Here is a 24,531-nt window from a genome sequence, read left to right as displayed (position 1 = left end):
GGTGGCTCGATTGCGGAATCGAGGTTTGCAAAACGCGCCGGCGGCTGGGAGGGGACAAGGCCGCCGGCACAGGTTGAGGGGTTAATCGATGGGGATGAAGCGGAAGTTGGGCTCGGTTTCGGCGTAGGTGAAATCGACGCCTTCCTTTACTCCGCCCTGGGCTTCCAAATCCTCGATGGTGCCCACGGTGAGCACCTTGACGGGGCAAGCCTCAACGCAGGCAGGGGTTTCGCCCTTGTCCTGCAGGGCGGCGCACATGTCGCATTTGACCATCTTGCCGGTGATGGTGTTCAGCTGCGGGTGGTCGTAGGGGCAGGCCTGCTGGCAGGAAAGGCATCCGATGCAGATCTCAGGGTCGTGGACGACGATGCCGTCATCCTCGCGCTTGGTGAGAGCGCCTACGGGGCAGACGGCCACGCATGCCGGGGCGGTGCAGTGGTTGCAGGCCATGCTCAAAAACGGGCCGACGACCTGAATCTGGCTGCTGGTGGCCTTGCGCGGGTAGGTTCCCGGCTCCAAGCCGTGGCGCACGCGGCAGGCATGCTGGCAGGTCTGGCAGCCGATGCAGTATTTCTGATCGAGCAGGAATCCCATCTGGCTCATTGTTCTTCTCCTTTTTCGAAAACCCTGCGGGTCGCGGTTCGTCCGCAGGTTGGGATCATCTGGTTAGGGGCGGGGCGCAGTTGCAGGCCTGCGCCCCGCATTGCTTGCTCGGCGCGGAGCCGTTATGCCTTTTCGACTTCCACCAGGCAGCTCTGGAACGACACGCCGCGGCCGATGTCTGCACGGGCGTCGGTGGTCAGGAAGTTCACCGTCTGGTAGTTGGCGAACTTGTCCCAGGTGCTGGGGTAGGTGTACACGGTGTGCTCGGCGATGCGGTTCTCAAGCACGCGGGCGATGCGGTGCAGCTCGCCGCGGTCATTGCGCACGATGACCTCGTCGCCGTCGGCGATGCCGCGCTCCTCGGCCTCTTCGGCATCGATGTACAGGTAGTTCTCCTCGAACAGAAGGTTGTTGTCGGGCATGTTGCCGAACATGCCGTTCAGGTATTCCTTAGCGCTTGCGGAGATGAGCGCCAGAGGATACTTCGCCAGAAGCTCCGGGTCGCCCTGCAGGCTCTCGGGGTCGTCCACGTAGTGCGGGGCGCGCGTGCCGTGGTCGTGCTCAAGCTCGTCACTTGCGAACTGGAACTTGCCGCTGGGGGTCTTGAAGCCTTCTCCGTTGTAAACGGCCTCGTCGAAGGTCTTGGGCTCGCAGTCGATCCATCCCTTCTCGACGAACTCTTCGTAGGTGAAGGGCTTGTCGGTCATGAACAGGTCGCGGAACCACTGCTCGTCGCGATGGAAGGCCTCGTCGTCGAAGCCCATGGCCTGGCCCAAACGGTTGCACAGATCCCAGTTGGCCACGCACTCGCCCATGGTCTCGATGACCGGCTGGTTGTGGACGGCGTAGTTGTGGCCGTAACCGCCGTTGAACTCCTCGTACTCGAAGTTCGTCGGCGCAGGCAGGATGATGTCGGCGTAGTCGCAGGTGTCGGTCATGAACAGGTCGTGCACCACCGTGAACAGGTCTTCGCGCATGAGACCTTCCTTCACCAGGTTCAGGTTGGGGTGGCTGACCATGGCGTTGTTGCCGAAGAACATGATGGAACGAATCGGGTTGTCGGCGAAGTTGTGATCCTCGCCGTAGTTCTGGCTGGTCAGAACCTTGCCCAGGTCGGGGCTGGAGTAGTTGCGCACGGTGCCCACGGGCTCGGCCTCGCTGGGAAGTTTGCCTTCGAACATGGTGTCCTGCATGGCAGGTGCGCCGTTGCTGAACAGCTGCAGGCCGCCGGAGCTGGTCATGTTGAAGTACATTTCGGGATGGCCCACCAGGCCGGACAGGCACTTGATGGAGATGTGGCTCATGCCGCCGTTCAGGCGACGGCCCAGGCACAGGCCGGTCTTCAGGCATGCGTTCTCGCGGTTCTCCCACAGAAGCTCGGCCACCTGGGCCACCTGCTCGGCGGGAACGCCGCACACCTCGGCCACGCGGTCTGCGGGCCACTCGTCGCATTCGGCCTTGTAGTCGTCCAGACCCTGCGCCCACTGCTCGATCCATTCGGCGTCGTACATGTCGTTGTCGAGCAGATACTTGCCGATGCCCAGGGCGAAGGCCACGTCGGTGCCGGCCTTCAGCTGCACGAACACGTCTGCCCACATGGTCTCGACGGTGGCGACGGGGTTGATGACCACGATCTTGCCGCCGTTCTTGTTCATCTCCTTGATGAACTTCATGGTGTGCAGCGACGTGGCCGCCGGGTTATGCGCCCAGCTGATGTAAAGGCTCTTCTCGGCGATGGCCTCGGCGCGCATCACGGGAACGCCGGCCGTGGTGTAGGGGAGGCTGTGCACGTAGCCGTTGTTGCACATGGAGCCTTCGCAGTAGGTGGCGCCCATCTTGAAGAACAGGGGCTCGAGCACGCGGCGGTTCAGGCTGCCCTGGTTGCCCTGGTAGCGGCTCCAGGTGATGGCCTCTCCGCCGTACTGGTCGATGATGTCCTTCCACTTGGTGGTGATCTCCTCGATGGCGTCATCCCAGCTGATGCGCTCGAACGTGCAGCCGGGGCCCTTGGTGCCGGTGCGGCGCAGCGGGTACAGGATGCGCTCCTCGCTGTAGGTCCAGTCCACGTAGCTCTGCGTCTTCACGCACAGGCCGCCTGCGGTGTAGGGGTTGTCGGGGTCGCCCTTGACCTTGACCAGGGTGCCGTCGACCACCTTCGCCAGAATCATGCAGGTGTCGAAGCAGTTGCGTTGGCATGCGGTGTGGATCCATTCGCCCTCGGACGTCTCGGGCTCGTACTGGTAGCCGCTGGTGGCTGCGTCGGTCGTCTCGGCGGCAGGCTGATCGGCCTTCGGCGCCTCGGTGGGTGCGCAACCGGTCAGTCCGCTCAGGCCAACCCCCAGGCCCAAGCTTGCCAGCGCCGAGCCCTTCATGAAGCCGCGGCGGCTGAGCGTGCTGAGATGAGATCTCTCCATCTGTCTTCCTTCCTTTCCGTATCTTCCGGTGCCCTGCATTTTATTGAGCGCTGAGAAAATACGGTACGGACAGATGGGTTTAAACCGATACGGACAATTTGCTATACTTTCGCGAGTTCCAAAGAGGGAAATGCCGCGGTTCGTCACCTTTGGGGGGGTAGATGGCACGTTCGAAACAGCGCGAAATCATGCTTTCGGTCGACGAGGGGTCGTTGGAGCCTCTGTACCGCCAGATTTACCGGCAGGTGAGCGGTGCCATCGTCGACGGGTCGTTGGCTGCGGGCGATCGGCTGCCTTCGATACGCAAGCTCTGCGGGCATCTGGGGGTGTCGCACACCACGGTGGAGCAGGCCTACCTCCAGCTCGCCGTCGAAGGGTACGTGCGCAACATGGCGCGCAGCGGGTATGTGGTCGAAAAGCTGGATACCGGGTTTCTGCAGATGACGCGAGATTCTACCATCGAGAAGAACGTGCAGCGGTCGGTCGAATCGCGCAGCCAGGATGCTTTTTTCGCCGAGAACCTCCAAGGCGGACAGGCTCTCTACGATTTCTCCTATGCGAACCTTCCCGATGATTCGTTCCCTGTGAAAACGTGGTACCGGCTGGTGGGGGAGATGCTCCACTCGTCGGTCATACCCGAGCTGGGACGTTATGCCTACACTTCCGAACCCAACGAGCTCAGCCGACAGATATGTGCGTACCTCAAGCGGGCAAGAGGCGTCGATTGCGTGCCTGAGCAGGTGATTCCTCAATCGGGTACCGACGGGTCGCTGGCCACGGTGTTCCAGCTGTTCTCGCGGGAGCACCACACGGTAGGGTTGGAGGAGCCTGGCTACGCCACGGTTAGCGAAGTGGCCCAGCGCATGGGGTTCGGTCTGGTGCCGCTGCCGTCCGATTGCGGCATGGACGCCTATTTCGAGGCGCTGGAGCGTTACCGCCCGAAGATCGTGTTCTGCACGCCGTCGCACCAGTTCCCCACGGGGCGCATCATGGCGATCGACGCCCGAACACGCCTTCTGAAGTGGGCGCAGCAGAACAACGCGTACATCATCGAGGACGACAGCTGCAACGAGTACCGCTACGAGACCGCGCCCATACCCAGCCTGCAGTCCCTCGACGCCTACAGCCGCGTCATATATATGTGCAACGTTTCGAAGGTCCTGTCGCCCAGCATGCGCGTGGCCTATCTGGTGCTGCCGCCCAAGCTTCTGGGGCGCTATTTCCGTCTGTTCAACTACGCCCACCCCAGCATTCCGTGGCTGGAGCAGGAGGTGCTGGCGCGGTTCATGGCCGAAGGATACTGGGACCAGCACATTCGCCGCATGACGAAGCTCATGCGCAAGCGCCACGACGCGCTTCTGTCCGGGCTTACGGACGCGTTCGGCGACAGCATACGCATATCCGGGCAGCATTCTGGCATGCATCTGTACGTGTCCGTTCCCAACGGCATGACGCAGCAGGAGCTCATTTCGAGCGCCAGACGGGAAGGGGCGGCGGTCTACGGGACGCAGCGTATGTGGTTTTCGCGCTCCGCACCTGAGGAAAGCCTGATGGTGGGGTTCTCGTCCATCAAACCCGAAGACATTCCCGCCGGGGTGGAAGCCCTCGCGCGCGCTTGGCGCCGGTAGTTCGGCTTTGCGAAGCCGATGCGTAAAGGAAAACCCCGCAGTTAAGCGCTTAACGGGGTTTGCGTCGGATCGTTGCGGGGCGGCCTACAGCGCCGCGTATTCCTCGTCGGAAACCGGCTCGAGCCACTCGGTGGACGAGTTCTCTCCGGAAACTTCGACCGAAAGGTGGCTGAACCAGCTGTCGGCCGCCGCACCGTGCCAGTGCTTCACTTCCGGCGGGATGCACACGACCGTGCCCGGCACGAGCCGCTGGGCAGGCTTGCCCCATTCCTGATACCATCCCTCACCTGCGGTGCACAGCAGAAGCTGCCCGCCGCCCTTGCTTGCGTGGTGGATGTGCCAGAAGTTGCGGCAGCCCGGTTCGAACGTCACGTTCACGACGCCTGGGGCGTAGCCTTGGGGGGTCAACACGTTCAGGTACGACTCGCCGGTGAAATACGCACCGTAGGGGTTCGGCTCGCCGACGCCGAATGCGTCGATGCGTTCGAACTCCGCCTTGTCCGTTGTTGTGCTCATGGTTTCCTCCTGTGCTGGTTGTTTAATACGTCGAGGCATACGATTCCGTCAGAAGCCATACGCCGTCCCGTTTTTCGGCTTGAAGGTCCTGCTGCAGGCGCCAGGTATGGCGGCCGCCACCGAACACGGCCGCGTTCACGCGCGAGCGCCCGCGGATGGAAGCGTGCTTGCCGTCGGGGTCGATGCTCACCTCGATGGAATCGTGCTCCGTCGAATAGTAGTTCAGCGTGCCGTCGACCACCGAGGCGATGTATGCGCGCTTGGGCTGCCTCATGCCCGTCATGTGCACCAGCGCATAGTCGTCGGCGAGCACTGCCGCCATGCCCTCGGCGTCCTTTCGCATGGATGCGTCGCACAGGTCGCGGTAGAGCTGCGCGCAGGCCTCTTCGTCGGTCATCGGTTCCTCCTAAAACGCACCGAGAGGTTTTCTTTCGGTGCGACGCGTGCGGTCTATTCTTGCTTCTCGGGTTGAAGCGGGCCGTAGTAGTAGCTTGCGGTGGCCCCGCCATCGATGAGGAAGTCGCTGCCGCTGATGAACGCGCCTTGCGGACCCATCACCAGTTCGGCGAGCGCGCCCACCTCGTCGGCTGTGCCGGGACGCCCCGCCGGGCATTTGGCGAACATGTTCTTGTAGAAGTCGCCGCGCGGGCCGTTGAACTCGTCAATCGCAAGCGGCGTCACGATGATGCCCGGGCTGATCGAGTTGATGCGCGCGCCCTTTTCGCCCCAGCGGCAGGCCTCGAACATGACGCGCTTCTCGTTGCAACGCTTGGCCAGCTGGTAGGCGTGCAGCGTGTCGCGCACGTTTTCGGGCTGGAGCAGCGGCAGGTCGAGCAACTCCTCGGTGGGGGTGCAGGCCAGCGCGCGGTCCTCTTCGGGCGTGAGCTGCGGCATGCGCTTGCCCGACTGGCTGCTTATGGTGACGCCCACGCCGCCGGGGGCTATGACCTTGCCGACTTCCTCCAGCAGCACGGCGGTGCCGTACAGGTCCACCTTCAGGATGGTTTCGATCGGGGCCTGGCTGGGCGAGACGCCCGCCGCGTTGATGAGCGTGGTTATTTCTCCCAGCTCCTGCGCCCGTGCGATTATGCCCAGGATCGATTCGCGGCTTGACAGGTCCATCTCGTAGGGCTCAACGTCGAAGCCGGCTTCGTTCATGATCTTGGCGATGGCGTTCGCGTTGGCGATGGATTTGTCGCCCACGAGGATCTTCTTGCCGTAGCCGACGCGGCGGGCGATGGCCATGCCTATCTGCCCCGCGCCCGTCCAGAGAACCGCTTCGTTGGTCATGATGAAGCCTCTTTCGAATTACGCGAACTTGCGTGCCCAGGCCTGAGCCTTGTCCTTGGACTGGGCGGCCTGGTTGCCGGTGATGGACAGGCCGCGCTCGATCTTCGCGGCCGGGCAAACCTTTTTCAGGTGCTTTTCGCTTCCGCCCATGCCGGAACCTTCGTTGGTGCAGAAGGGCACGATGCGCTTGCCGGCCAGGTCGTAGTGCTCCAGGAACGTGAAAACGCACATGGGGCACGTGCCCCACCAGTTGGGGTAGCCCAGGAAGATGGTGTCGTAGTCGTCCATGTTCAGGCCTGCATCTTCAAGATAGCGCTTCAGCTCCGGGCGGGCGTCGGCCTGCAGCTCGGCCTTGGCGTCGTCGATGCATTCCATGTAGCTGGCCGAATAGGTCTTTTCGGTCTCGATCTCGAACAGGTCGCCGCCCACGGCCTCCTGCACGAACTCGGCCACGCGCTCGGTGTTGCCTTTGGCGATGTTCTTGATGCCGCCGGCCCAGTAGTTCTCGCCCTTGCGGGAGTAGTACACGATGAGGTTTGCCATGATGTGTCCTTTCAATTAGCGACAAGATGTCTCTTAGCTGTGGAGAGTATAAGCGACAACTTGTCACGAAAGCAAGTCCTTTGTTAGAATTCACGTCGCGAACACGAAACCGAACGGAGATCCCATGGGCGATTACATACGGGCGCGCTCTCCTGAACACAAGCAAGAGCGCATGGCGGCGATCATGCAGGCGGCCGACGAGCTGTTTGCGGGTAGGCCCTATCATCAGATAACGATGGGCACGATTGCCGAGCATCTGGGATGGTCGCGTTCGAACCTCTATAAATACGCAGCCACGCAGGAGGAGATCTTCCTGGAGCTGCACGCGCAGAAGAACCGCGCCTGGCTCGAAGATCTTTCCGCCAACCTTGAGGATGCGCCGCTCAGCTCGGCCGAATTCGCCCGCATATGGGCCGAAACCACGGGGCGGCATGCAGCGTTCCTGCGCTATCAGGGTATTCTCGTGTCCATTATCGAAAGCAACGTCACATTGGAGCGGCTGACCGCTTTCAAGCGCGGGTTCACGGACATGGTGAAGCCTGTGGCTGCCGTCCTGTCGCGCCAGTGCGGTATCGAAGAGCCTGCAGCACTCGACCTGTATCTGCGCCTGCTTTACCAAGCGCCAGGGCTTTGGGACCACTTCCATTTCTCGGAAACGACCAAGCAGGCCATGCGCGCGGCCGGCATCCCCGAGACGCAAGGCACGTTCGAAGCTGCCTACGCCGACTTCGTGCACCTGTGCATCGAAGGCGCTGCTCGCTAGGCACGGTGGGGGCGGCCGGACGGCAAGGCAACAGGATGTTGCTCGACCGCGCCTAGCCCAGCAGGTACACTTACCTCGATTCGTTGCAACGCGACAGAAAGGCGGCCACCATGGCGATAAAAGATATCCTTCCCCAATTGCGCTCGGATCGCGGCCTTACGCAGCAGGAACTTGCGAACAAACTATACGTCACCCGCCAGGCGGTGAGCCGATGGGAGACGGGCGAAACGACGCCGAACGTGGACATGATCAAGCTGCTCGCCGTCACGCTCGGGGTTCCTGTGGGAGTGCTTCTGGAAATGCCCGAGCACTTCTGCCAGAGCTGCGGCATGCCCATAGCGGACCCCGCCATCCAAGGTACCGAGGCCGACGGAAGCCCCTCTGGCGACTACTGCAAGTGGTGCTATCAGGACGGTTCCTACACTTACGAGACCGATTTGGACAACATGATCGAAAGCTGCGCTCCGTATATGGCCGAGCACACCGGCATGAGCCACGACCAGGCCGTTTCGCTCATGGGGGCAATGCTGCCCAACCTCAAACGGTGGAAGAAGGACTAAGCCGTCGCACGGCATGCTGCGATTGGCTTTCCGCAACAGAGCGGCTTCTCGATGCCGGGGATGTTTCCCCGGCTTTCTTTTTCATGGGGTTCGAATGCGGGTAAGACGCCTTGCCTGCATGGGTTCGGCAACGCACCTTCAAGCCGCAATCGCCGAGCGGCGCTTGACGAAACACCTCCTTTTCCTTAAGATGTATCTGCAATAGTAACAGGTTAAAGAAGGGGATACGCTTGAACGACGTAAGGTTCTCGTCGGCGGTGCACCTGCTCATACTTGTTTCGGAGGCGCAGACCCCGATGTCTTCGGCGCAGATTGCCGAGAGCATCGGCACGAATCCGAGCTGGGTGCGCAGGCTTGCGACGGCGCTACGGGGCGCCGGCATCATCGCAAGCCGCCCTGGACGGACAGGATTCGTCCTGGCTGTTCCTGCCGATGAGCTCACGTTGCTCGACGTGTATCGCGCCGCCTGCGGCCAGGAGACGGTCCGCGTTTTCGACGCGCACCGAAATCCCAGCGACAAGTGCATAGTCGGCCGACACATACGTCCGGTCATCGGCGATCTGTTCGCCGACGTGGACGAGGCGGCTATGCGTGCGCTGGAGGGTCGGACGCTGGCGGACTGCATCGCGCTTCTGCGTGAGGATGCGAAAAAGACGGGCGATGAGTATCTTCAGGAAGAGGAGGCCTAAATGAAGGCGGCAGTGCTTGACGGCTACAACAAGAACGGAAGCGAACTTGCGGTGCGGGACATGCCGATGCCGGAACCCGCTGCAGGTGAGGTCCTGGTTAAGGTGAGCGCAGCGGGCGTGAACCCGCTCGACAACATGATCGTGCGGGGCGAGGTCAAGCTCATCGTGCCGTACCGTTTCCCGCTGGTCATGGGCAACGAGCTTGTGGGCACGGTGGAGAAGCTGGGCGCCGGCGTGAGCCGCTTTGCTGTGGGCGACCGCGTGTACGGCCGCATGCCGCTTTCGAAAATCGGTGCGTTCGCCGAATATGCGGCCGTCAGCACGACGGCGCTGGCGAAAGTGCCCGATTGCCTCTCCGACGAGGAGGCGGCCTGCGTGCCGCTTACGGCGTTGACGGCCTTACAGTCGCTGGAGCTCATGGGTGCGAAAGCCGGCGAATCCATCTTCATTTCGGGCGGAACGGGAAGCCTCGGCGCCATGGCGGTTCCCATTGCCGCAGGACTCGGGCTGAAGGTGGCCACCAACGGCAACGGGGCTTCGGAGCAGCGCATGCTGAGCCTGGGCGCCTCCACGTTTATCGACTACCGCAAGCAGGATTATGCGGACGTGCTGCATGACGTCGATTATGTGCTCGACACCCTGGGGGACCGCGAGCTGGAAAAGGAGTTTTCCGTTCTCAAACCGGGCGGCATGCTCGTTTCGTTGCGGGGGCTGCCCAACGGCGAATTCGCGAAGCGCGCGGGGCTTGCCGCGTGGAAACGTCTGGGATTCCGCATGGTCGGCGGCAAGTACGACAAGATGGCCGCCAAGCGCGGCCAGAGCTACCGCTTCGTGTTCGTGCACGAGGACGGCGCGGGGCTCGAAAGCTTGCCGGGCATCCTCGGCGAGCGGAGGATTGTGGCCTCTGTGGACGGCGTCTTCGAGTTGGACCAGGTGAACGCTGCAATGGGCAAGGTGGCCGCAGGCGGGTCCAAAGGCAAAACCATCCTGAAGATTCGCTAGGCGGGGTCAGGCGTCCGAAGATAACTTGGCGTATGCTGTCGAGCCGCACGGGGCTTAGATGCCCGATTCGGCGTACTTCGACCACCGATGCACTTTGCGGCGGTTTTTCCGCACGCCGCGGGCATAGGGGATCTCGGGGTAACCGAACCCGACGACAGGCTTCATGTAGTGGTCGGCGGGAATGCCAAGCATGGCGCGAGCTTCGGGCGCAAGCTCGTTGAGCACGTCGGACGGATAGCTCATGATGGCGGTGCCCAAGCCGTGGGCGTTGGCCAAAAGCTCGAAATAGGCTGTGGCCAGATTGCAGTTGACGGCGTAATCGTCGGCCCAGCGGCCCGTGGCCTTCGCGTGCGCTACGAACAGGTGCGGAGCTCCGCAGAAAAGCAGGTCGCCTTTGCGCACCGTTGCCTCCGACTGTTTCATCTTGCGGTAATAGAACGCGTCGAAGCTCGAAGTATAGCGGCCTTCTGCCGCCGCCTGCTCCATGGCGGCATAGGCGCTTTCTCGAATGCGGTCCATCCGTTCTTTCGAATCGATCACGGTGTATTCGGTGTTTTGGGCGTTTCCGCCGGCGGGCACGTTCTGCATGGCGTCCAGAATGCTGTCGACGATGGTCGGGTCCACGTCTTTGTCCAGGTAGCGCCTGCAGGTTCTGCGGTTGGCCACCAGCCGTTCCAGATGATCGGCGGCCTCAGGCGGGGCGGGCGACGACGAGTCGGACGGGTCCTTCCCGAATATCGAGATGGCCCCCACGGGGCACACGGCAAGGCAATGCTCGCACCGCCAACAGCCTTTCCAGCCGAAGCGTTCGAAGGGCAGCATGTGCGGCGTTTGGTCCCGACCTCGCTCGAGCACCATGCCCGAGCAGACGTTCACGCACCGCCCGCAGCGGATGCAGCGGTCCACGTCCACCTTGAACAGCGTTTTCGACTCGACACCCATGGGCGCACCTCGCTATTCGTCCACGACCACAAGCTTGCCCTGGAAACCGCCTTCGTCCTGAAGGGCGATTGCGTCAGTCAGACGGTCGAAGCTGAAGACCTCGGCGACGTACGGCTCGATGCCGTGTTCCACCACGAACTCGAAGATGGCGGTTATAGTTTCCTGCGTCGGGTAGTTTGAGAAGAAGCCGGTCAGATACCTTCCGTTGGGGATGTCTTTTATGGGGTCGAACCCTTCGAGCTGCTCCGCTCCGCCCAAGATGCCCGTGTGGCAGCAGATGCCTTTTGGAGCGAGCAGGCCCAGCGAATCGCGCAGCGTGGCAGCCCCGATCAGCTCGAGCACCTTGTCGGACTGTATGCCCTGTTCAGCAAGGGATCCTTCGCTATCGACGATAACCGTGTCCGCGCCGAAGCGTTCGAGGGTTGCGCGGTACTTCTCCCTGTGCGTGGTCGCGACGACCGTGCACCCGAGCGCGTGCGCCAGCTGAATTGCAGCATAGCCCAAGCCGCAGGACGCGCCGCGGATGAGCAGGCGGTCGTCGGGGCAGATCTGCAGCCCTTCGAAAAGCGACCCCCAGGCCGTAAAGAACGTTTCGGGAACGGCTGCCAGCTTCGACCAGGGAAGTTCGCGGGCCGAGTCGGGAATTGCGAACAAGCGGTTGGTGCGCACGAGGCAGTATTCGGCGTACGAGCCGTCCCAACTGCGACCCATGCCTCCCATGAGCGCGCAGACCTTCTGCCCTTTGGCAAGCCCCGAATCGGAAGGGACCTCGACTTCGCCGACAAGCTCGATGCCTGGGATGACCGGATGTTTTATGTAGTCGTGCTTGATTTCTTCCAGCCGCACGACCTGTTCGGAATGGTTCATGCCGAAGCCGCGGACGCGGACGAGCGCCCAGCCAGGCTTGACCTCGGGAACGGGCACGGTGGAAAGGCGCGCGGCCGCCGCCGGCGTGACGTCTTCGATCACGAGTGCGCGCATGGTTTCGGAAGGCATCTACGCCACCGTCCTTTCGAGTGCCGCTTCGATGTTGGCGACCATGCGGTCCACGGCGCCGCAGGCGCAACCGGACGTTTCGGCCGGCATCTGCAGCACGGGCCTGCGATCGCCCGTTTCGGGAACCTCATGCCAGCATTGCGGGTCTTCGCCGTAGAAGCTTCCGTCGGTTCCGCGGGCCACGGCCGGGCATCCGCGGCACCAGGCCAAAAGCTCGCATCGGCTGCACTTGGAGAACTCATCGATCTGGCGGTAGTCTTCCATGGAGTTCAGCCAAATGTCGGCAAGGCGATTTTCGTAGGCGTTTCCCACCTTGGAGTCGGCCACGCGCCTGCAGGCGTATACGTCGCCGGTGGGAAGGATGGTCAGATGTCCGCTTCCGCAGTTGCACCCGTCGTAGATGATGCCTTCTTCGGCATTGCCCGGAATCGACCAGAGCCCTTCTTCCCATTCGTAAAGGCGCCACAAGTGGTCTTTGCGGTTGAAATAGGTTTCGCAGCCCGATTCCTCGTAGGCCGTAAACTTCTTGTGGGCGCGGTCGAGCACGGCGCGGTATTCGAGAGGGGAGAGGCCGTCCATGTTTTCGCCCAAGGTCGGAACGTAACGCGAGAAGGCGAACGCGTTTGCCTTCGCTTCGACCACGGCGTCGATGATTTCGGGCAGCTCGGCGGCGTTCACGTCGGAAACCGTCGTCATGATGATGGAACGGATGCCGTGGCGGGCAAGCATGGGGATGCGTGCCAGCGTCTCGTCGTACGATCCAGGCTTTCGGAACCAATCGTGGGTTTGGCGGTTGCCGTCGATCGACATCTGATAGCGCACGCAGCCGCTGTCATGCAGGCGTTCGCACACCTCGTCTGTCAGATGGAACGGGTTGCCCATGATAGTGAATCGGATACCCTTGCTTTTGAGCAGGTCCATCAGATTCCAGAAGTCGGGATGCAGGATGGGGTCGCCGCCGGAGATGTAGAGGTACGGCTCGCGCCCGAAGGTCTCGCAGAAATCCTCGATATTGGAGAGCGTCTGCTGCATCTGCTCGAAGCTCATTCGGTTGAGTTCCTCGTTTTCGTCCCCCGAGAAGATGTAGCAGTGCTTGCAGCGCTGGTCGCAGTCGTCGAGGAGGTGCCACTGAAACGAGAAGGTCGGACGTGCCATACGGTGGTTTCCTTTCGAAAAAGAGCGCCCTTCTTGAAGAGGGCGCCCTTGTCTGGTGTGCTTCGTTTAGAAGCGGTCGGATGCGCCACAGGCGGAGCTGCGGCCGTCGGATGCGCCGCAAGCGGAGGGGCGCAGGTCGTTGGCGCCGCAGGCGGAGCTGAAGGCATCCGAAGCACCGCAGGCACTGCGGCCGTCGGAGGCACCGCATGCGCTGCGGCCATCAGAAGCGCCGCATGCGGAAGAGGCGGAACGGGCATTGTTCCAGGATGCGAAACGGTCGAGGGACATGATTTCCTTCTTTCTGTCGTGCGCGGTACTTTCCGCGCCTGAACCCAGTATGCGGTGTTCGGACTCGAAAGAGAATGTCAATGATGCTATCATTGATGCGATTATAGAATAAATCGTTGGTAAGGTGTGAATATGAACACAACCCAATTGGAATGCTTCGTGCAGGTGGCCGACAACCTGAACTTCCGGCGTGCGGCCGATGAGCTTCATTTGTCGCAGCCGACGGTATCGAAGCAGGTCGCATCGTTGGAGGATGAGCTAGGCGGGGCCCTGTTCACCCGGTCGACCAGAGAGGTGCTGCTGACGCCGCTCGGCGTTTCGTTTTTGCCCGATGCCCGTGAGATCCTGCGCATGACCTATGCCGCCGCGGAGCGGGCACGCAAGAAGGCCGAAGGTGTGGAACTGGCCATAGGATACTCCGACCCCAACGAGCTGATGCGCTTGTCCGTTGTGCTTGACATGCTTCGCAAGGATTACGAAGGGTTCCATGTGACACTGAGCCTTGGCCCCCGCGATGCCAACATCGACCGTCTTCTGCGGGAGCAGCTCGACATCGTGCTCGGTTTCAAGAGCGATGCGGCGGAGTCGGAGCGAATCCTGTTTCGGCCGCTGCATACGAGCGGACTCAGCTGCGTTGTGCGCAAGGATTCTCCCCTGGCCGAATACGACGAGGTCGGACACGAGGAGGTAGAGGGGTTTTCGCAGGTTATATGCCTTCCTGCGAACATCCGCAGGAAAGGCTCGCTGGCCCAGGGCACGTTTCCTGAAACCAGCCAGTCCCAAACCATTGTCTGCTCGACGACGACCGAAGCGTTCTGCCTGGTGGATGCAGGTTTCGGGTACGCGCTCATACCCGCCGTCGAGACCATGCCCGATCCGCACCAGAAGGCGCTCATCTGGCGGAACAGTCCCCAGGCTACTTACGGGGCGTTCGTTCGCAACGTCAAGCGCGGGGGATTGGTCCCGCGCTTTCTCGAGATAGCGCAAGATGCGTATGCCCAGGAATCCATCAGCGGTGAGTCGCCGAGCGTCCTGCAAGACGATTCTGCCGTCGAACGCAACGGTTAGAAGTTCGGCAAGTTTGGAGATGCAGCCCCTATCGCTTTCGCCGCGGATGAGGAAGAACCGTTGCGGCTGATGGTTGGCGGCGGCGATGCGCTACGGAATTCCGTACCATATCCAGTTAAACTGCCTAATTAAGCCAGCCTTGTAATCCGTGTGCCATTGTTGGTACGGAATTCGTATTGCTAAGGAGTTTCGACGGATGGCAAAAACCCCGGAAGAAGCCCAGGAGCTGTTCGCAAAAGTGGACGCAGTTGTGTTCGCCACGGCCCGTGCCGATGCACAGCCCAACGGCTGCATCGTCACCATGTCGTCGGCCGAAGCGTCCAGAAGGTCCTGCTTGGTGGCCTGCGTAAGCCCTACCATGCTCGCATCCTCGCTTCGGGAGCCTGAGGAAGATGGTCTGGTCGTGCGCACCATGTATGACACTATGCCCGTGAAGGTGGAATACTGCCTGTCCGAAGCCGGTGAAAGCTTGGTTCCCATACTTTGCAAGCTGCGGGATTGGGCTGTGGCTTACAGGCCCGAACTCTATACCGCGGCTTCCGAGTAGCGTTTCTGGGGAATCGCTTTGCTCGGCGCGTCTGCCGAACTTCCCGAGACGACGTCGGTTTTCATCCGTGTCGACCGCATTCGAACAGCCGCTTGAGCCCCCGAACGCTTCGAGTTTCGCGGAATGGGGCGTTTGAGTATAATCTGCCTGAGTTAACCCATGGGGAAAGGTTGTGGCATGATTAACTTTTTTAGCAGAAGAACGTTCGTTTCGCTCATGGGCGTGTCGTTGGGCGCTGCGGCGCTGGCGGGCTGCTCTGGGAAAACCGGTGACGAGGCCGCTGACGATAAAGCTGATTCTGCGGAGGCCGACGGCATCGACTACACGGTGCTCGTCAACAAGCAGAACAAGCTTCCGGATGGTTGGGAAGAGGCCATCGAACTTGAGCATTTCACCAACACCGCAGGATGGGACGTCGATGTCGAGAAGAAGGCCTATGCCGCCTACCTGGAGCTTAAGGCGGATTTGGAGGCCGACGGCGTGTATGTGGACCTGGATTCCGCATTCCGCCCCATTGCCGAGCAGCAGCGCATCTGGGATGATTTCACCAAGGATTACGGCGAAGAGTACACCAAGCTGCATGTGGCGACGCCCGGCTACTCCGAGCATCACACCGGGCTTGCGCTCGACCTCTATCTGATCATCGACGGCGAAGACGTGTACATGAACGAGGACATGGTCCAATACCCTGAGGTCTGGGCGAAAATCCATGCAAAGCTTGCCGACCACGGTTTCATCCTGCGTTATCTGCCTAAGAAGAAGATCGAGACCGGGTACAGTTACGAACCTTGGCACATCCGCTACCTGGACGATCCCGACATGGCGCGGGAAATCACCGACCAGGGCATTACCTACGAGCGCTATCTGGACGCGCTCGACCCGATGGTGGCGGATTGCACGGTCGACTACGGAACGTCCCAGGTATTCGAAGAGACCGACATCGACGGCGCCCTCGATCCGATTCTGGCCATGGTCAGCGGTTGGGAAGGCGTCACGTTGCAGCGCATCGCCTTTACCGATGACCAGACGTGCGAAGACAACGTAGCCTATGTCAACGAGCTGCGCGAGGCGCAGATGCCCGATGCGGCGGAATTCGACCAGGCTCTCGTGCTCCTTTCCGACTTCCATACGCCCAAGGAAATCGGCGAGCTTGTGTTCGAGGCCGATGCGGACTACAACGACTACCAGTGGATACTCGGCCGCACCCAGGGAGAGGGCAGCTGGAACCTCATGACGCAGGGGTACGCGTAAGATTGGCAAATGGGCCGATAGGCTGGGCTATTCCACGTTGCAGCGCAAAACATAAGGCGCAATTAGGCCGAACGCATCTGTTGGAGGGGCGGATAAACCAAAATGGGCTTATCTGCCCTTCTTCGTTACAGTTCGAGCACGAAGTCTTCGATGGGCTTCCTCTGGAAGTGGGCCTGGCTGGGTTTCGCGCGGTCGTTCGGATAGCCCAGCGCCAGCATCATGACGGGAATCATAGTGTCGGGCAGCTCGAACGTGTCCACGACGGATTGGGAGTCGAACCCCCTGATCCAGAGGGTATGGATGCCAAGATTTTCGGCTTCGTACATCATGTTTGCAGCAGCGATGCTCGCATCCTGCTCGCCGGAGCAGTAGTTCGGATGGAGCCTGTCGTTGAAGGTGCCCCATGCCTCATCGTCGTCGTAGCAGACGAGGATAACCGTCGGGGCGTTGAAGGTGAATTTGGTGACGGTCTTCAGCTTGGCGAGCGCTTCATCGCTGCGGATGAGGAAGAACCGTTGCGGTTGATAGTTGGCAGCGGTCGGGGCGATGCGTCCCGCTTCCAGAATCAAGTCGAGTTTCTCCTGTTCAATGGGCTTGCTGTCGAAGAAACGTTCCGAATACCTGCGTTTTGCCAATTCCAAGAATTCCATGTCAGACCTCTTTTCGCGTCCTGATTGCTTTCAGTTGCCATTCTAGGGATTATTCTGCCGCGTGGGCGTACGGAATCGGCATTGCGGACGATTGGTCGTCATGCGGGTGGTGGTTCTGGTCCAATGGGGTCCTTCGGCGGCTGAAAGGATGTCGTTTGGGGCGCTGCCGATCCCAATAAGGTCATCAATGTGGCATTTGCCCCAAGGGTCGTGTCCTGCCAGAAGGCATCGTAAAAAACACGGCACAGTCCGATGCGAGCTATGGTATCTGCGATACTATTGAAGCAAATACGTACCGGCGAACGGATGCGGATGGGCGAAGGGGCGAACCATGCAGGTGAGAAAAGATGAGATGACCTCGAATGAGCGTATGGCGGCGTACTTCGATGGGGAAGAGGTGGACCGCCTGCCCGCCATGCCGATGGTCGATTCCTTCGGCCCCAGGCTTGCCGGATACGAGATGCGTTACAAGCGTCTTTCGGCGGAGCACCAGGTGGAAGTGCAGAAGGCCTGCTACGACCTGCTGGGATTGGACGGTCTGTCTATCGAGTACGGTCTGCACGGCATCGGCCAGGCCTGCGGCACCGTCCTGAACGATCCGGCCGACAGGACGCCATCCATCGACAAGCACGTGCTTGAATCCATCGAGCAGGTCGACCGACTCGATCTGGACTGCGTGCTGCGCAAGAACGACCCGTGGATCGACATGTGCATGACGGCCTGCGAAATGCTGGTGGACCAGATGGGCGATGTGGTGGGGACGTCGGCTAGTCTGACCGGTCCTTTGACGGCCGCAGCGAGCCTTCTTCCCATGCGCGACCTACTGGTGGCCACCCGCAAGAAACCCGAGCTTGCCCGCAAGCTCATCCGGTTCTCGACCGACGCTCTCAAGCTGGTGAGCGACCAGTTCGCAAGCCTGGGCGTGGACATCTTCATCTGCGACCCGGTGGCATCGGGCGACATCATCAACGAGAAGACCTATCGCGAATGGGTGCTGCCCTACACCCAGGAGCTGGCGCCTGTCATCCATAAGCACAACGTGGCCATGGGTTACCACATCTGCGGCAACACCAACAAGATCACGGGAGCTATGCTGGAATCGGGCTGCGACATGCTGAGTGTGGACGCGAAGGTGCCGCTGACCTTCGCGAAAGAGATGGGCGGCGACAAGGTGCCGATCATCGGCAACGTCGACCCCATGGACGTCATGATGCTGGGCACGCCCGACGAGGTGCGCGAAAACGTGCTGCGAAATATCGAGGATTGCGTCGATTCGCCCTGCGGATACATCGTCTCGACCGGGTGTGACCTTCCTGTCAATACACCTTTGGAGAACGTGGTGGCGTTCATGGATGCCGTGCGCGAGTACGGTTCGGTCCGTATCGGCCAGAAGGGAAGCGCTGTCTAAGCCGCCATGCCCGCATGCGTCAAACGAAACAGGGCCGGTTCCGAACGAGGGAACCGGCCCTGTTTGATTGTCGGCTGCGGGTATGCGCTTTGCCCTTAGCTCAGATTGATGTAGCGGCAGGCGGCAAGCGCTGCTACGGCGCCGTCGCCGGAGGCCGTGGTAATCTGACGGATGGACTTGCTGCGGCAGTCGCCGGCCACGAACAGACCCGGCGTCTTGGTGGTGCAGTTCTCGTCCGAGTCGAAATAACCCCAGTCGTTCAGGTCGGCAAGCTCGGCGTAGGGGATGTTGTCGGGAATCAGGCCGATGGCCACGAACAGGCCGTCGCAGCCCACGACCTGGGATTCGCCGGTGGTGCGGTCGGCGATCTCGACGCCGCGCAGACCGTCTTTGCCGGTGACCAGCGATTTGATGAGGGTGTTCGTGTGGGCGCTTACGTTCTCGTTTGCGAACAGCACCTCCTGCAGGCGCTCTTCGCCGGTGAAGAATTCCAGGTCCTGCAGCATGATGACCTCTTTGCACTTGGTGGCCAGAAGCACGGCTTCCTGCAGGGCGGAGTTGCCGCCGCCGGCCACGCAGACTACCTTGTCGGTGTAGAAGTCGCCGTCGCACACCGCGCAGAACGAGATGCCGTCGCCAACCAGGTCGTCTTCGCCTTCAAGCCCCAGCATGCGGTGCTTGACGCCGGTCGCGATGATGACGGCTTTCGCCTGATGCTCTCCGTCATCGGTGCTTACGGTGAAGGTGCCGTTTTCCTGCGTGATGCCCGTCACCTCTTCGATCTCGAAATCCACGCCCTGCTCGATGATCTGGTTCATCATCTGGTCGGCAAGCTCCATGCCGGAGATCTGCACCGTGCCGGGGTAGTTCTCGATCTTGGGGGACAGGGTCATCTGCCCGCCGAAGCCTTCCTTCTCGATGATCAGGACGCTCTTGCCGTTCCTGAGCGCATACAGGGCCGCCGTCATGCCTGCGGGGCCTGCACCCACCACGATGATGTCATGCATGATTCTCTCCTTGCGAAAAGCGGGCGAACATGCAGCCATGTCCGCCCGGTTGAAGCTTACGGTAGTCGGGTTGCCGTCGCGCTTAGCGCTCCTTGATCCAGCCCTTGATGTTCGAGACGTTGCGATAGCTCTCGAAGCCGTCGTCCTTCAGGACCACCAGCGTCGGGGCCTGCTTGACGCCGTACTTCTCGACGAGCTCCTTGGATTCGTCGGCGTTGACCGCCTGGTAGGCGATGCCGGCCTTGTCCAGAAGCGCACCTGCGGCCCTGCAGTTGGGGCATGTGGGGGTCTTGAACAGGATGATCTGCGGATTGTCGGCAGCGGGTGCGGGTGCGGATTCGACCTCGGGCTCGGCCTCGGGCGTCATGAGCACCTGTGCGGGCTCGCAGCAGCCGCGCTCCTGGGCGGCTTCCCAGATGACGTCGTCCACAGGCGCCGGGTTCGGACCCTGATGCGTAAGGGTGGAGTGCCCGATGTTGTACACCTTGCGGTCCTTGTACTCCTGGGCCTTACCGTCGTTCCAGTTCTGGACCGGACGGTAGTAGCCGGTGATGCGGCTGTAGACCTCGGTCTTGGCGCCGCAGTGCGGGCAGGTGAACTGCTCGCCGGTCAGGTAGCCGTGGTCCTTGCACACCGAATAGGTGGGCGACATGGTGTAGTAGGGCAGCTTGTAGTTCTCGGCGATCTTGCGCACCAGGTTGGCGGCCGCCTTCCAGTCGGGCAGCTTCTCGCCGAGGAACGCATGGAACACCGTGCCGGAGGTGTAGAGGGTCTGCAGGTCGTCCTGGATGTCCAGCGCGCTGAAGACGTCCTCGGTGTAGCCCACGGGCAGGTGGCTGGAATTGGTGTAATACGGCGTGCCGTTCATGTTGGCCGTGATGATGTCGGGGTACTTCTCCTTGTCGTGCTTGGCGAAACGGTACGTGGTGGACTCGGCCGGCGTGGCTTCCAGGTTGTACAGGTCGCCGTACATCTCCTGGTAGTCGGACAGGCGGTTACGCATGTGGTTGAGCACGTCACGGGCGAAGCGCTGCACGCGCTCGTCGGTCAGGTCGGCGCGCAGCCAGTTGGCGTTCAGGCCCACTTCGTTCATGCCGATAAGGCCGATAGTGGAGAAGTGGTTTTCGAAGGTGCCCAGGTAGCGCTTGGTGTAGGGGTACAGGCCCTTGTCCAGCAGCGTGGTGATGACCGCGCGCTTGGTCTTGAGACTGCGGGCGGCCACGTCCATCAGGTGGTCGAGGCGTGCGTAGAAGTCGGCCTCGTCGGTTGCCAGGTAGGCGATGCGGGGCAGGTTGATGGTCACGACGCCGATCGATCCGGTGGATTCGCCGCTGCCGAAGAAGCCGCCGGACTTCTTACGCAGTTCGCGCAGGTCAAGGCGCAGGCGGCAGCACATGGAACGCACGTCGGAGGGTTCCATGTCGGAGTTGATGTAGTTGCTGAAGTAGGGCGTGCCGTACTTGGCCGTCATCTCGAACAGCAGCTTGTTGTTCTCGGTCTCGTCCCAGTTGAAATCACGGGTGATGGAGTACGTGGGGATGGGATACTGGAAACCGCGGCCGTTGGCGTCGCCTTCGATCATGATGTCGATGAACGCCTTGTTGACCATATCCATCTCGTGCTGGCATTCGCCGTAGGTGAAGTCCATCTCCTTGCCGCCGACGATGGCGTTGAGGTTCTTCAGGTCGTTGGGGACCGTCCAGTCCAACGTGATGTTGGAGAAGGGTGCCTGGGTGCCCCAACGGCTGGGGGTGTTGACGCCGTAGATGAACGACTGGATGCACTGCTTGACTTCCTTCTGGGACAGGTTGTCTACCTTGACGAAGGGGGCCAGGTAGGTGTCGAAGGAAGAGAACGCCTGGGCGCCGGCCCACTCGTTCTGCATGATGCCCAGGAAGTTGACCATCTGGTTGCACAGGGTGGACAGGTGGCTGGCCGGCGAAGAGGTGATCTTGCCCGGGACGCCGCCCAGACCCTCCTGGATGAGCTGCTTTAAGCTCCAGCCGGCGCAGTAGCCGGTGAGCATGGACAGGTCATGCAGATGGATGGCGGCACTGCGATGGGCCTCGGCGATTTCGTCGTCGTAGACCTCGGACAGCCAGTAGTTGGCGGTGATGGCGCCAGAGTTCGAAAGGATGAGGCCGCCGACGGAGTAGGTGACGGTGGAGTTCTCCTTGACGCGCCAGTCGTTGATCTTCAGGTAGTTGTCGACCAGGTCTTTGTAGTTGAGCAGTGCGGAGTTGACGTTGCGCACCTTTTCGCGCTGGCGGCGATACAGGATGTAAGCCTTGGCTACGTCGGCGTAACCGGACTCGGAAAGCACCTTCTCCACGCTGTCCTGGATGTCTTCGACGGTGATCTTGTCGTCGACGATCTTATCCTCGAAGTCGGAGGTGACATGGAGCGCGATGAGCTCGATGACGCTGGGGTGGTACTGCTTGTTGAGCGCGTCGAACGCCTTCGTGATGGCCACACTGATCTTGTCGATGGAGAAATCGACGATTTTACCGTCTCGTTTGACAACCTGGTACATGTTCGTTCCCTTCAAACTGAACAGATGCCTGCAATTCACTCTCTAAATGCGGATGGGCATCAATGTAACAGCTTGGAAGGATTGGTATCAATATGTTGTGTCGTCTCCAAACGAAAACCAATATATTTAGTGCTACGAGTCCATTCCTCTGATTTCGGCCAACGTGACGTAACGGGCGGCGATGTCGCGGTAATTCTGCAGTTCAGAGGGGTCGGGAGCGGAAAGCGTAGGGTCGGGGACCGTGTCGCGGAATGTGAACGGCTGCAGGAAATACCGCTCGGCTCCGGCGATCCAGGCCCCTATCTCTTCAAAATCCTGCGCCTCGTGGAACTGGCGCACCACGGTGGTACGGAATTCGTAGTCGATACCGGAATGCATGAGCAGGTTGATGCTCTCGGTGATGCGTTCGGTATCGATGGTTTCAAGCCCGATGGTCCTGGCGTATTTGGCGGGCGAGTTCTTCACATCCATGGCCACGTAGTCCACCAGCTTCTCGTCCAGCAGATGCTTGAGCATTTCGGGGTGGTAGCCGTTGGTGTCCAGCTTCACGGGAAAGCCGGCGTCTCGGATCTTCTTGATGAATTCGGGCAGGTCGCGGCGCAGGCAGGGTTCGCCGCCGGTGATGGCTACGCCGTCAAGCAGGCCGTGGCGCTTGTCCAGAAACGCGAAGAACTCTTCGTCCTCCATGGCGACGGGCAAAGGCCCCACCACCAGCTCGAAATTGTGGCAGAAGGGGCAGCGGAAGTCGCAGCCGCCCAGAAACACCGTGCACGCAACGCGTCCCGGGTAGTCGAGCAACGTCATCTTCTGCAGGCCTTGAATTCTCATGATGCGGCTCCCCTCGTGCCGAACGGTAAGCGTCGTGTTCCTTTATACACCAGCCAGGATGTGCAGGTTGCGGATATCCCCGTCGACGATTCCGTCGTTGACGGAATACGCATGCTTCTCCAAATCGCCACAGGTTGCCCGAGTGAGGCCTTGGGCCTGCAGCTCTTCGATAAGGTCGGCAGCTATACCCTCTATGACCTGGAGTTTCTCTTCGGCAAGGTCGCCATCGTTGTGGGTGGTGAGCAGGTATTCGAAAAGCTCCGCATCCAACGCCAGTTTCGGCAGGGCCCGCATTGCGCGGAACCGCCACTTGTAGAAGGGCTGGTAGACGTTGTTAAGCAGAAAGACGGTCTCCATGGCGCTTTGCACGAAGGAAAAAACCGTCAGCTGGGCTGCTGCGGACTCGCCATGGTCCAGGCAGCGGCGGTAGTTGTATTGCCCCGCTTGACCTGCGGAAAGCAAGTGTCCCGCCAGCTTTTTGCGGCGGATGTCCTCGGGGTAGCGGGAAAGACGCTGGCGGATGCGGGTGACCTCGCCCGACCCGTCGAAGAAGACACGCCCGTTGACGGCTTCGGCCAGCGCGTGGGAAGGGGTCGTGAGCCACTGCTCAACGGTGAGGATACCGTCGGGGCTTCCCGTCTTCTCCCTAAACACGTCCGCGGCGCGCAGCACGCCTCGGCGGGCGCCGCCAACCGGGGCGAGCATCGGCCGCTTCACGCCCATGAACTCCTTGGGCAGCTTGGCGTAGGCGCGCTCTAAGGCGAACTCCTGCTTACGGTCGATGACGTCTTCGCCGGGCAGCAGCAACATGAACCCCGGATCGAAATCGTGGTCGCGGGACAACTCGTCGTCGAATCCGAAGCATTCCGACCCGCTGCCGAACAGGCCAGCTGCCAGGTGCGGCATCAAATCGCCGAACTGCTCGCGAAGCATCGGCATGCCGTACTCGTCGAAATACGCCTTCGAGATTTCAAGGCCCTGCATAAACCGCCCGTGTCCTTTCTATATATAGAGAAGCCGCCGCAAAATACGCCGAATCAGTTTTTCGCGTAGATGTCCTGCGCGCGCTGCCGCAAGTCGCCGTCTACGAGGAAATACCCGTAGTGGGCGAACGTAGGCGCGCACTTCTCGCACACGAAGGCGTAATAGCCGTCACGCGGAACGGATGGCGTGTTCAACAGTTCGAGGGCGACATCGAGCAGCGTCTCGACGGTGGCTTCGCAATCCGCATCCATGGGTTCGTCGCTTCCGGATTCGGCCTGGCTGCGGGCCACCACGGCGTCGGCCATGTTGAGATATGTGATCGCCTGCTCGAGCTCGCCGTGCTCGACTTGTTCCATACTGGAAAGCGCCCGGGCGTACAAAGCGTCCGCTTCGTCGAAGCGACCCAGAGCGACGCAGGTCAGAGCCATGTTGTTGTACAGCCCGCCCAAGAGATCGGGTCGGGTGCCCTGGTTGCCTTCGTAGATTTCGGCGGCCGCTTGGAACAGCTCCAAAGACCGTTCGTTCTCGCCGAAGGCGTTGCAGGCCGTACCCACGTTGGTGTAGGTGGTGCCTGCGCTGATGGTGTCTTCGAAGCCCAGGTCGTGAATGAGCCGGATGGCTTCGCGCCCGTGGGTGAGGGCGGAGTCCTTGTCCCCGGTCTTGCGGAAGTGTCCGACCAGCTCGTTGCGGACCAGAAGCTCGCCGCGCTGGTCTCCTGAGGCCAGCGCCTCTTCCAGCCAGTACAGCAGATGCCGCTCGGCTCCTGTGTAGTCGTTGCGGCTCATGTATTCGTCAAGCTTCTCGACGATGCGCTGCTGGGGGATGGGCTGCGGCTGCAATCCGTCGGCCATGGCGGTCCTTTCGAC

Annotated in this window: 25 protein-coding genes; 9 read left to right on the top strand and 16 right to left on the bottom strand. The window is 61.1% G+C overall.

Annotation, left to right across the window (positions count from 1 at the left end; all coding sequences use genetic code 11):
• Positions 1-81: 81 nt before the first annotated feature.
• Positions 82-603 carry a 4Fe-4S dicluster domain-containing protein gene (locus tag SHEL_RS09070; RefSeq protein WP_012798970.1) on the bottom strand — a complete coding sequence of 174 codons (522 nt, stop codon included), beginning with the start codon at positions 601-603 and terminating at the stop codon, positions 82-84.
• 122 nt (positions 604-725) lie between these two features.
• Positions 726-3,017 (bottom strand): molybdopterin-containing oxidoreductase family protein, encoded by a 2,292-nt coding sequence (locus tag SHEL_RS09065; RefSeq protein WP_012798969.1) that lies wholly within the window; start codon positions 3,015-3,017, stop codon positions 726-728.
• A 161-nt stretch (positions 3,018-3,178) separates the two neighbouring features.
• On the opposite strand from SHEL_RS09065, the gene pdxR reads away from it, so the two are divergent.
• The gene (gene pdxR, locus SHEL_RS09060; RefSeq protein ID WP_012798968.1) at positions 3,179-4,645 is read left to right on the top strand and encodes a MocR-like pyridoxine biosynthesis transcription factor PdxR; all 1,467 of its coding nucleotides are present in this window, start codon (positions 3,179-3,181) and stop codon (positions 4,643-4,645) included.
• An 84-nt stretch (positions 4,646-4,729) separates the two neighbouring features.
• Here the strand turns inward: pdxR and SHEL_RS09055 are convergent, their stop codons facing one another.
• Genes SHEL_RS09055 through SHEL_RS09040 form a run of 4 tightly spaced genes read right to left on the bottom strand, consistent with a single transcriptional unit; the run spans position 4,730 to position 6,994 of the window.
• A complete protein-coding gene (locus SHEL_RS09055; RefSeq protein ID WP_012798967.1) occupies positions 4,730-5,161 on the bottom strand; it encodes a cupin domain-containing protein in 432 nt (143 codons plus the stop codon).
• Positions 5,162-5,183: 22 nt separating this feature from the next.
• Complete coding sequence (locus SHEL_RS09050) at positions 5,184-5,558, bottom strand: nuclear transport factor 2 family protein (protein ID WP_012798966.1); 375 nt, start codon at positions 5,556-5,558, stop codon at positions 5,184-5,186.
• 53 nt (positions 5,559-5,611) lie between these two features.
• Entirely contained in the window at positions 5,612-6,451 is an 840-nt protein-coding gene (locus tag SHEL_RS09045; RefSeq protein ID WP_012798965.1) for an SDR family oxidoreductase, read from the bottom strand.
• Between the two features lie 18 nt (positions 6,452-6,469).
• Positions 6,470-6,994, bottom strand: coding sequence for a flavodoxin (locus SHEL_RS09040; protein ID WP_012798964.1), 525 nt, complete (start codon positions 6,992-6,994; stop codon positions 6,470-6,472).
• A gap of 124 nt (positions 6,995-7,118) precedes the next feature.
• On the opposite strand from SHEL_RS09040, the gene SHEL_RS09035 reads away from it, so the two are divergent.
• The 4 genes from SHEL_RS09035 (at position 7,119) to SHEL_RS09020 (ending at position 10,008) form a co-directional block, all read left to right on the top strand.
• On the top strand, positions 7,119-7,757 hold the full coding sequence (locus tag SHEL_RS09035) for a TetR/AcrR family transcriptional regulator (protein ID WP_012798963.1): 639 nt from the start codon (positions 7,119-7,121) through the stop codon (positions 7,755-7,757).
• Positions 7,758-7,867: 110 nt separating this feature from the next.
• Positions 7,868-8,317, top strand: coding sequence for a zinc ribbon domain-containing protein (locus SHEL_RS09030; protein WP_012798962.1), 450 nt, complete (start codon positions 7,868-7,870; stop codon positions 8,315-8,317).
• Positions 8,318-8,547: 230 nt separating this feature from the next.
• Positions 8,548-9,006, top strand: a complete 459-nt coding sequence (locus tag SHEL_RS09025; protein WP_012798961.1) for an Rrf2 family transcriptional regulator — start codon at positions 8,548-8,550, stop codon at positions 9,004-9,006.
• Positions 9,007-10,008, top strand: coding sequence for an NADP-dependent oxidoreductase (locus SHEL_RS09020; RefSeq protein ID WP_012798960.1), 1,002 nt, complete (start codon positions 9,007-9,009; stop codon positions 10,006-10,008). It begins immediately after the preceding gene.
• Positions 10,009-10,062: 54 nt separating this feature from the next.
• On the opposite strand, the gene SHEL_RS09015 is transcribed toward SHEL_RS09020, so the two are convergent.
• The 4 genes from SHEL_RS09015 to acgA form a co-directional block, all read right to left on the bottom strand.
• The gene (locus SHEL_RS09015) at positions 10,063-10,950 is read right to left on the bottom strand and encodes a nitroreductase family protein (protein ID WP_012798959.1); all 888 of its coding nucleotides are present in this window, start codon (positions 10,948-10,950) and stop codon (positions 10,063-10,065) included.
• 12 nt (positions 10,951-10,962) lie between these two features.
• Positions 10,963-11,946, bottom strand: a complete 984-nt coding sequence (locus SHEL_RS09010; protein ID WP_012798958.1) for a zinc-binding alcohol dehydrogenase family protein — start codon at positions 11,944-11,946, stop codon at positions 10,963-10,965.
• Complete coding sequence (gene acgM / locus SHEL_RS09005) at positions 11,947-13,101, bottom strand: radical SAM/SPASM domain protein, ACGX system (protein WP_012798957.1); 1,155 nt, start codon at positions 13,099-13,101, stop codon at positions 11,947-11,949.
• 66 nt (positions 13,102-13,167) lie between these two features.
• The gene (acgA, locus tag SHEL_RS15095; RefSeq protein ID WP_012798956.1) at positions 13,168-13,389 is read right to left on the bottom strand and encodes an ACGX-repeat peptide; all 222 of its coding nucleotides are present in this window, start codon (positions 13,387-13,389) and stop codon (positions 13,168-13,170) included.
• Positions 13,390-13,521: 132 nt separating this feature from the next.
• Between acgA and SHEL_RS08995 the strand changes: the two genes are divergently transcribed.
• The 3 genes from SHEL_RS08995 to SHEL_RS08985 all read left to right on the top strand — a co-directional run bounded on the left by SHEL_RS08995 (position 13,522) and on the right by SHEL_RS08985 (position 16,255).
• Positions 13,522-14,457 (top strand): LysR family transcriptional regulator, encoded by a 936-nt coding sequence (locus SHEL_RS08995; RefSeq protein ID WP_012798955.1) that lies wholly within the window; start codon positions 13,522-13,524, stop codon positions 14,455-14,457.
• A 196-nt stretch (positions 14,458-14,653) separates the two neighbouring features.
• The gene (locus SHEL_RS14460) at positions 14,654-15,004 is read left to right on the top strand and encodes a winged helix-turn-helix transcriptional regulator (protein WP_012798954.1); all 351 of its coding nucleotides are present in this window, start codon (positions 14,654-14,656) and stop codon (positions 15,002-15,004) included.
• A gap of 177 nt (positions 15,005-15,181) precedes the next feature.
• The gene (locus SHEL_RS08985) at positions 15,182-16,255 is read left to right on the top strand and encodes a M15 family metallopeptidase (RefSeq protein ID WP_012798953.1); all 1,074 of its coding nucleotides are present in this window, start codon (positions 15,182-15,184) and stop codon (positions 16,253-16,255) included.
• 125 nt (positions 16,256-16,380) lie between these two features.
• Here the strand turns inward: SHEL_RS08985 and SHEL_RS08980 are convergent, their stop codons facing one another.
• Positions 16,381-16,905, bottom strand: a complete 525-nt coding sequence (locus SHEL_RS08980) for a nitroreductase family protein (RefSeq protein ID WP_012798952.1) — start codon at positions 16,903-16,905, stop codon at positions 16,381-16,383.
• Between the two features lie 331 nt (positions 16,906-17,236).
• On the opposite strand from SHEL_RS08980, the gene SHEL_RS08975 reads away from it, so the two are divergent.
• A complete protein-coding gene (locus SHEL_RS08975) occupies positions 17,237-18,313 on the top strand; it encodes a uroporphyrinogen decarboxylase family protein (RefSeq protein ID WP_012798951.1) in 1,077 nt (358 codons plus the stop codon).
• A gap of 95 nt (positions 18,314-18,408) precedes the next feature.
• Here SHEL_RS08975 and SHEL_RS08970 read toward each other — a convergent pair whose 3' ends face one another.
• From SHEL_RS08970 to SHEL_RS08950, 5 genes are all read right to left on the bottom strand, one after another.
• Positions 18,409-19,320 (bottom strand): NAD(P)/FAD-dependent oxidoreductase, encoded by a 912-nt coding sequence (locus tag SHEL_RS08970; RefSeq protein WP_012798950.1) that lies wholly within the window; start codon positions 19,318-19,320, stop codon positions 18,409-18,411.
• 82 nt (positions 19,321-19,402) lie between these two features.
• Complete coding sequence (locus tag SHEL_RS08965) at positions 19,403-21,853, bottom strand: ribonucleoside triphosphate reductase (RefSeq protein WP_012798949.1); 2,451 nt, start codon at positions 21,851-21,853, stop codon at positions 19,403-19,405.
• Positions 21,854-21,985: 132 nt separating this feature from the next.
• Positions 21,986-22,681: an anaerobic ribonucleoside-triphosphate reductase activating protein gene (locus tag SHEL_RS08960; RefSeq protein ID WP_012798948.1), complete on the bottom strand. Its 696-nt coding sequence runs from the start codon at positions 22,679-22,681 to the stop codon at positions 21,986-21,988.
• Between the two features lie 42 nt (positions 22,682-22,723).
• Positions 22,724-23,665 (bottom strand): DUF4037 domain-containing protein, encoded by a 942-nt coding sequence (locus tag SHEL_RS08955; protein ID WP_012798947.1) that lies wholly within the window; start codon positions 23,663-23,665, stop codon positions 22,724-22,726.
• 53 nt (positions 23,666-23,718) lie between these two features.
• The gene (locus SHEL_RS08950; RefSeq protein ID WP_012798946.1) at positions 23,719-24,516 is read right to left on the bottom strand and encodes a tetratricopeptide repeat protein; all 798 of its coding nucleotides are present in this window, start codon (positions 24,514-24,516) and stop codon (positions 23,719-23,721) included.
• Positions 24,517-24,531 lie beyond the last annotated feature (15 nt).

The organism is Slackia heliotrinireducens DSM 20476 (genome assembly GCF_000023885.1).
GTDB classification, from domain to species: Bacteria; Actinomycetota; Coriobacteriia; order Coriobacteriales; family Eggerthellaceae; genus Slackia; species Slackia heliotrinireducens.
This window is presented reverse-complemented; position numbering and strand designations above follow the sequence as displayed.

What these genes read in the sequence shown, in the direction of transcription:
- SHEL_RS09070 (WP_012798970.1), bottom strand. Translation starts at nt 603, where the DNA reads ATGAGCCAGATGGGATTCCTGCTCGATCAGAAATACTGCATCGGCTGC.
- SHEL_RS09065 (WP_012798969.1), bottom strand. Translation starts at nt 3,017, where the DNA reads ATGGAGAGATCTCATCTCAGCACGCTCAGCCGCCGCGGCTTCATGAAG.
- pdxR (WP_012798968.1), top strand. Translation starts at nt 3,179, where the DNA reads ATGGCACGTTCGAAACAGCGCGAAATCATGCTTTCGGTCGACGAGGGG.
- SHEL_RS09055 (WP_012798967.1), bottom strand. Translation starts at nt 5,161, where the DNA reads ATGAGCACAACAACGGACAAGGCGGAGTTCGAACGCATCGACGCATTC.
- SHEL_RS09050 (WP_012798966.1), bottom strand. Translation starts at nt 5,558, where the DNA reads ATGACCGACGAAGAGGCCTGCGCGCAGCTCTACCGCGACCTGTGCGAC.
- SHEL_RS09045 (WP_012798965.1), bottom strand. Translation starts at nt 6,451, where the DNA reads ATGACCAACGAAGCGGTTCTCTGGACGGGCGCGGGGCAGATAGGCATG.
- SHEL_RS09040 (WP_012798964.1), bottom strand. Translation starts at nt 6,994, where the DNA reads ATGGCAAACCTCATCGTGTACTACTCCCGCAAGGGCGAGAACTACTGG.
- SHEL_RS09035 (WP_012798963.1), top strand. Translation starts at nt 7,119, where the DNA reads ATGGGCGATTACATACGGGCGCGCTCTCCTGAACACAAGCAAGAGCGC.
- SHEL_RS09030 (WP_012798962.1), top strand. Translation starts at nt 7,868, where the DNA reads ATGGCGATAAAAGATATCCTTCCCCAATTGCGCTCGGATCGCGGCCTT.
- SHEL_RS09020 (WP_012798960.1), top strand. Translation starts at nt 9,007, where the DNA reads ATGAAGGCGGCAGTGCTTGACGGCTACAACAAGAACGGAAGCGAACTT.
- SHEL_RS09015 (WP_012798959.1), bottom strand. Translation starts at nt 10,950, where the DNA reads ATGGGTGTCGAGTCGAAAACGCTGTTCAAGGTGGACGTGGACCGCTGC.
- SHEL_RS09010 (WP_012798958.1), bottom strand. Translation starts at nt 11,946, where the DNA reads ATGCCTTCCGAAACCATGCGCGCACTCGTGATCGAAGACGTCACGCCG.
- acgM (WP_012798957.1), bottom strand. Translation starts at nt 13,101, where the DNA reads ATGGCACGTCCGACCTTCTCGTTTCAGTGGCACCTCCTCGACGACTGC.
- acgA (WP_012798956.1), bottom strand. Translation starts at nt 13,389, where the DNA reads ATGTCCCTCGACCGTTTCGCATCCTGGAACAATGCCCGTTCCGCCTCT.
- SHEL_RS08995 (WP_012798955.1), top strand. Translation starts at nt 13,522, where the DNA reads ATGAACACAACCCAATTGGAATGCTTCGTGCAGGTGGCCGACAACCTG.
- SHEL_RS14460 (WP_012798954.1), top strand. Translation starts at nt 14,654, where the DNA reads ATGGCAAAAACCCCGGAAGAAGCCCAGGAGCTGTTCGCAAAAGTGGAC.
- SHEL_RS08985 (WP_012798953.1), top strand. Translation starts at nt 15,182, where the DNA reads ATGATTAACTTTTTTAGCAGAAGAACGTTCGTTTCGCTCATGGGCGTG.
- SHEL_RS08980 (WP_012798952.1), bottom strand. Translation starts at nt 16,905, where the DNA reads ATGGAATTCTTGGAATTGGCAAAACGCAGGTATTCGGAACGTTTCTTC.
- SHEL_RS08975 (WP_012798951.1), top strand. Translation starts at nt 17,237, where the DNA reads ATGCAGGTGAGAAAAGATGAGATGACCTCGAATGAGCGTATGGCGGCG.
- SHEL_RS08970 (WP_012798950.1), bottom strand. Translation starts at nt 19,320, where the DNA reads ATGCATGACATCATCGTGGTGGGTGCAGGCCCCGCAGGCATGACGGCG.
- SHEL_RS08965 (WP_012798949.1), bottom strand. Translation starts at nt 21,853, where the DNA reads ATGTACCAGGTTGTCAAACGAGACGGTAAAATCGTCGATTTCTCCATC.
- SHEL_RS08960 (WP_012798948.1), bottom strand. Translation starts at nt 22,681, where the DNA reads ATGAGAATTCAAGGCCTGCAGAAGATGACGTTGCTCGACTACCCGGGA.
- SHEL_RS08955 (WP_012798947.1), bottom strand. Translation starts at nt 23,665, where the DNA reads ATGCAGGGCCTTGAAATCTCGAAGGCGTATTTCGACGAGTACGGCATG.
- SHEL_RS08950 (WP_012798946.1), bottom strand. Translation starts at nt 24,516, where the DNA reads ATGGCCGACGGATTGCAGCCGCAGCCCATCCCCCAGCAGCGCATCGTC.